This window comes from Nocardioides sp., assembly GCF_024509035.1.
Taxonomy (GTDB): Bacteria; Actinomycetota; Actinomycetes; order Propionibacteriales; family Nocardioidaceae; genus Nocardioides.
Genome location: NZ_JANINT010000134.1, coordinates 1 through 6,068, shown reverse-complemented (window position 1 = coordinate 6,068; position 6,068 = coordinate 1). Strand labels below are relative to the sequence as shown.

At 70.8% G+C, this 6,068-nt stretch carries 5 protein-coding genes; all 5 read right to left on the bottom strand.

Annotated features, from left to right (window positions below; all coding sequences use genetic code 11):
* Positions 1-173: 173 nt before the first annotated feature.
* Positions 174-1,394: a type II secretion system F family protein gene (locus Q0L15_RS10910; protein WP_296604303.1), complete on the bottom strand. Its 1,221-nt coding sequence runs from the start codon at positions 1,392-1,394 to the stop codon at positions 174-176.
* Entirely contained in the window at positions 1,394-2,692 is a 1,299-nt protein-coding gene (locus Q0L15_RS10905; protein WP_296604301.1) for a type IV pilus twitching motility protein PilT, read from the bottom strand. The genes Q0L15_RS10910 and Q0L15_RS10905 overlap by 1 nt, the downstream gene beginning before the upstream one ends.
* A 93-nt stretch (positions 2,693-2,785) precedes the next feature.
* A complete protein-coding gene (locus tag Q0L15_RS10900; RefSeq protein ID WP_296604300.1) occupies positions 2,786-4,186 on the bottom strand; it encodes a hypothetical protein in 1,401 nt (466 codons plus the stop codon).
* A gap of 2 nt (positions 4,187-4,188) precedes the next feature.
* Positions 4,189-4,839: a prepilin-type N-terminal cleavage/methylation domain-containing protein gene (locus Q0L15_RS10895; protein ID WP_296604298.1), complete on the bottom strand. Its 651-nt coding sequence runs from the start codon at positions 4,837-4,839 to the stop codon at positions 4,189-4,191.
* Positions 4,836-6,068 (bottom strand): hypothetical protein (locus Q0L15_RS10890; protein WP_296604296.1); only part of this gene is annotated, 1,233 nt, incomplete at its 5' end. The genes Q0L15_RS10895 and Q0L15_RS10890, both read right to left, overlap by 4 nt.

Here is a 6,068-nt window from a genome sequence, read left to right as displayed (position 1 = left end):
CGCCTCGCGGTGGCGCGCGCCTCGACCGACGAGATCGCCCGCGTCGCCCGCGACCAGGGCATGGTCACGCTGAAGGCCGACGGCTGGGAGAAGGTCCGCCAGGGCCGCACCTCCATCGAGGAGATCCTGCGGGTCGTGGCCTGAGGCCGTGCGCCGTACGTCGTCGCCGGCGGTCAGCCGATCATGTCGTAGATCTTGAACATCGGCATGTAGAGCGCCACGATCATCGACCCGACCAGGCCGCCGAGGAAGGCGATCATCAGCGGCTCGATCAGCGAGGTCAGCGCCTCGGTCATCGTCTCGACCTCGGCGTCGTAGAACTCGGCGATCTTCGTGAGCATCTCGTCGACCGCTCCGGCCTCCTCGCCGGAGGCGATCATCTGCACGACCATCGGCGGGAACACCTCGTGGTGGGACAGCGGCGCCGCGATCGCCTCGCCCTGGCGGACCGACTCCTTGACGTCGTTGAGCGCGCGGCCGATGACCACCGAGCCGGTGGTGTCGGCGACGATGTCGAGCCCCTGGAGGATCGGCACACCGGCAGCGAGCAGGGTCCCGAAGTTGCGGGCGAACCTGGCGAGCGCGAGCTTGGAGAACAGCTTGCCGAACACGGGCATCCGCAGCTTGAGCGGGTCGACGACGTTGCGGACCCGCTCGGTCTTGCCGTAGCGGCGCCAGGCCCACACGAACGCGACGGTGCCGACCGCGAACGTCGGCACGAGGTACTTCATGGCCGCCGAGAGCATCACCAGGATCCGGGTGGGCAGCGGCAGCTCGCCGCCGAGGTTCTCGAACATGTCCTTGAAGACCGGCACGACGAACATCAGCATCGCGATGCACATGAGGATCGCCATGCAGAACACGACGGCGGGATAGGTCAGGGCCGCCTTGATCTTGCTGCGCAGCTTGACCTCGGCCTCGAAGTTGTCCGCGATCTGGCGCATGGCGGTGTCGAGGAAGCCGCCGGCCTCCCCCGCCTTGGCCATGCTGGTCATCAGCGGCGGGAAGACCTGCGGCCACTTCGCGAACGCCGAGGACAGGCTGTAGCCGCCCTCGATGTCCTGCTTCACCGCGCGGAGCACCTTGCGCAGCTCGGGGTTCTCGACCTGCTCGGACATGATCGTCAGCGCCCGGAGCATCGTGAGGCCGGCGTCGATCATCGTCGCGAACTGCCGGGCGAAGACCGCCAGGTCCTTCTGCTTGACCCGCTTCTTGATGCCGAGGTGGATCTCCTTCTGCATGCCGACGTTGGCCGGCCGCACCTGCAGCGGGGTGTAGCCCATCGACCTGAGCTTGTCGACGACCGCCGACTCGGAGGCGGCCTCGACCTTGCCCTCGGAGAACCGGCCCTGGGCGTCGCGGACCTTGTAGGCGTACTGGATCGCGGAGGCCATCACCGCCACCCGCTCTGCTGCTGGGACTCAGCGGCGACGAGGGTGTCGTAGTCGGCCCGGTTGGTGCAGTGCTCGAGACCCGCGTCGTAGTCGATGCGGCCGGCCTTGACCAGCGTGGCCAGGTGGGCGTTGAGGGTCTGCATGCCCTCGCGGCCGCCGGCCTGCAGGGCGCCCTGGACCTGCTGGAGCTTGTCGTCGCGGATCATCGCGCGGATGCCGGAGTTGCAGACCATCACCTCCACGGCGGCGGCCCGGCCCTTGCCGTCGCGCGTCTTCACCAGCGTCTGGCACACCACGCCCTGCAGGGTCGCGGCGAGCTGGGTGCGGATCTGCTGCTGCTGCTCGGCGGGGAAGACGTCGACGACGCGGGTGATCGTGTCCTGGGCCGACTGGGTGTGCAGGGTCGCGAACACCAGGTGGCCGGTCTCCGCGGCGGTGAGTGCGACCGAGATCGTGTCGAGGTCGCGGAGCTCGCCGACCAGGATCACGTCGGGGTCCTGGCGCAGCACGTGCTTGAGCGCGTCGCGGAACCCGTGGGTGTCCTCGCCGACCTCGCGCTGGTTGACGATGCAGCCGCGGTGCTCGTGGAGGAACTCGATCGGGTCCTCGATCGTGACGATGTGGCCGCGGCGGCTGCGGTTGATCTGGTCGATGATCGCGGCGAGGGTCGTCGACTTGCCCGAGCCGGTGGGCCCGGTGACGAGCACCAGGCCACGCTTGAGGCTGCCGAACCGGCTGACGACCTCGGGCATCCCGAGCTCCTCGAGCGGCTTGATCTCCCACGGGATCGCGCGCATCACCGCGCCGATGTGCTCGCGCTGCTGGAAGACGTTGACACGGAACCGTGCGCTGCCCGGCACGGCGTAGGAGAAGTCGAGCTCGAGCTGCTCCTCGAACACCTTGCGCTGGCGCTCGGTCATGATCCCGTAGAGCAGGACCCGCAGCTGGTCGGCGTCGAACGCGGCGTACCCCTCGATGGGCTCCATCTCGCCGCGGCGTCGCACGGTGGGCGGGGCGTTGTGGGTCAGGTGCAGGTCGGAGGCGCCCACCTCGAGCACGTGCAGCAGCAGGTCGTCGAGGTTGACCCGGGGTCCGACGGAGGTCGGCGCGGCGGTCGAGGTGGCGACCGGCGGGACCGGGACCGGCGCCGGTGCCGGTGCCGGTGCCGGTGCGAGGTCGTGCGCGATGTCCGGCGCGACGGCGAGCGGGGGCACCGCGGCCGCGGGTGCCGGCGCGGGCGCCGGAGCGGGGCGTCGGGCCAGGGGCAGACCGAAGCCGCCTGCAGGTGCGTCGGTCACAGGTCCTCCGAGCGTGAGACGGGCGAGCGGGTCATCTGTTTCATCGGCCGGTGACGCCAGTGGCTTGAGCAGAACGCTCCAGGGCCCATGACCTCAGCCGCGGTCGTCCTCGAGGTAGGAGTCGACGCGGACGTCGAGGAGAGAGGGGCTGAGGTTGTCGAGGAAGCACTGGCTCAGCGAGAAGTCCACGTTGCCGACGAGGTTGACCGAGTCGGCGTAGATGGTGCCGAGGAAGTCGGCGGTGCCGTTGGCGCGCAGCACCTGGCCGTACGGCGTCCGGCCGGTGAGGAACATCGACGCCGAGAGGCCGAGGTTGGCGTTGAACTTCACGTTGCCGGCCTCGACCACGATCACCAGCGAGGTCGGCACCACCGGACATCCGCCGGGGCCGGTCCACGTGGCCGGGTCGAACCGGCTCGCGTCGAGCGGGTTCAGGTCGATCGTGTGGTCGGCGTGGTCGGAGAGTCCCGTCAGGTCGAAGAACATCACGGCGTTGTCCTGGGTCGGCACGGTCCAACCGCTCGCGGACGTCCAGTGGTTCTTCTGGGCCTTCGCCGTGGCGCGCAGCTGGTCGATCTGGGCCTGCGAGAGCGGTGGGTTCTTGAGCTTGAAGAGGCGCAGGAGTGACTGCTCGTCCTTGATCCACGACCCGTTGACGTCGAGGCCGCCGTCACCGTCGACGTCCACGGCTCCGTAGAAGCCGGGGTACTTCGTGGCCAGTCCACCGCAGCCGGTCCCCAGCGGGCCGCCGAGCAGGTCCTGGTCGTTGGGGTACGTCGGGTTGCAGGCGTTGGTGCGGTGGATCGCCTTGTTGTCGACCGTGCAGTACTCGTCGGCGTTGTTCTTCTCCGTGATGTAGCGGGCGCTGTGAACGCCGACGGGGATCCCGTAGGCGAGGTCGATGTCGTCGGGGTCCATGGCGATCTGCTTGCGGTTGGAGACGCAGCCGGAGGAGAAGACACTCTCGTGCCTGACCGAGGCGCTGCCACCGCCGCTGATCGTGCGCGCGAAGATGCCTCGCGGGAGGTCTGCCTTGGTGATGGTCACGTCCACGCTCACCGTACGGGCGGCGGCCGCTCCGGTGGCCGTGCCCGTGGAGAAGATCCGGTAGCGGCCGGGGTCGTTGGCCGGGAAGGCCGCCAGCGGCTTGATCCAGGCGCGGTAGGACTCACCGGCCGCGCCCGGGAGCGTCTCGGTGGTCGGGTTGGTCGAGCTGCCCCAGCTGTTGGTGGTGCAGGTCGGGGAGCAGGCCAGCGATCGGACGCCGTTGCTGCGCAGGTAGGTGAGCGCCTGGGAGATCCCGGCGTCCGCGGCGTTGAGGGCCGACCCGGCCTGCTGGGCCCGCCACGACGACTGGAGGTTGTTGATGGTGAGGGCCGCCGCCGTGGTCGCCAGCGCGGTCAGCAGCACCATGACCATCATCGTGATGATCAGCGCGGAGCCCTCGTCGGAGATCCTGCGGGGGCTCGAGTCGTGCGAGCGTCGGAGGCGCACGGTCAGCTCCTGTTCCGTAGGTCGACCTGGGTCCGGTAGGTCTGGGTGGCGTCGCCGTCGTCGACGACGAGGGTGAGCTCGACCAGGTCGACGTACGCGAGCTCCGGGTCGTCGGGCAGGTTGTTGTGGTTGCCGACCGGTGAGGCGTCGAGCTCTTCCCAGGTGGTGCTGCCGTCGCCGTTGGCGTCGTACTCCCAGCTGCTGCTGCGCAGGAGCACCCCGAAGGTCTTCACCTTCGCCGCGAGCAGGGGCCGGGTCTCCACGCTGGTCGAGGTCTGGGCGGTGAGCGAGAGCCGGCCGGTGGTCGGGTCCCAGCGGTAGGTGAGGACCTCGGGGTCGGCGGCGTTGGAGGTGTGCGCCTTGTCGCCGTTGAAGTCGGTCCAGAACGTCATCCAGGTCGCGTCCGTCGCGCCGGACGAGAGGTGGACACCCTCCAGCCCGGACGACTGCCGCATCTCGCGCACCAGCCGCTCCATGGCGGTGCGGGTCTCCTCGGCGACGTCGGTGTGGGCGCGGGTCTCCTTGGTCACCGTGTTGCTCGCGAGAGCGGTGCCCAGCAGGATCGTCCCGAGCACGCCGAGGAGGCCCATCGCGACCAACACCTCGACGAGGGTGAAGCCCGCGGCGTCGCGGCGCCCGATCCGGCGGATCATCGCGCGTCCTGGGTGGAGCAGCTGACGGCCCCGAGGGTCAGCGAGACCGCGGAGCCGGGGTCGACCAGCACCTCGGGACGGCCCTCGAGGGCGATCGTGCCGGTGCGGGTCGGCTGGGTGAGGATCGTGACGACCCCCGGGACCTCGACCGAGGCCGACCGGGCGGCACTTCGGACCTCCACCTCGGCGACCCGCAGCGCCGACCAGGAGTCGACGAAGTGGCCGAGGGTGAGGTCGCCGCCGACGTCCGTGGTGAGCGGGATCGCGTCCAGTGGATCGGTCGTGCCGGCGTCGGTCGACGAGACGGCGATCCAGCCCGAGTAGGTGCCCGGGCCACCGGGCACGTGGTAGCGGACGGCGGCCTCGTAGGAGAAGCCCGTCGTCGGCACGTGCGTGGCGCCGCTCACCAGGCACCGGGCGGCGGCCGACTCGAGCCGGACCTGGATCACGCCCTCCGGCGCGAACGTGGTCGGGAACAGCGAGACGGCACCGGCCCGCGTGCGCGCGCAGGCCTCCACGACGTACGGGCTGGTTGCGTCCTTGGCCGACGTGGTCCGCAGGAAGCCGCTCGCGGCGACGTACGCCGGGGTGCCGCCGCCGGCGGCGCAGGTCGAGCTCACGCCGCTGGCGCCGGCGACCGCGTCGGCGGCCAACCTGGCGAGCGGGGCCGCGGGGTCGAGGGCGAGGTCAGCGCGGCGGGCCGCGACGGGGCCGTTGTCGAAGGCGAGGCCGCCGTTGAGCGTGTCGGTGAGCAGCGCCTGCATCGGGGCGAGCACGCTGCCGAGGTTGGGCAGGCCGTCCTGGGAGCTGGCCGGCCCCAGCTCCACGCGGGTGCCACCCCAGCAGGCGGTGCCGCACGTGCCGTCGAGGCTGCCCGCGGGCTGGGTCGAGGACGACGATCCCGTCGTGGCCGGGGGCACCGCGAGCGTGGCTGCGGCACCGCCGCCCGGCGTGCCCGACGCGGCGCCGGCGGAGGTCGAGGCGAGCGTGAGGTCGGCGGTGCTGGCGTAGGTGAGGCTGCCGCTGAGGTGCAGCAGGCCGGCGTCGAGGGAGACCGCCGCGTTGGACGGGGTCACCGATCCCACGTCGAAGCTGGTGGCGTCCGCGGCGGCACGCAGCTGCTGGGGGGCGTCGGGCTGGTCGGCGATGCGGGTGTAGGTCGAGACGGGGTGCAGCACCCCGCGGTCGGAGTAGAGGACGGTGACGACGACACCGATCTGGCTGCTCAC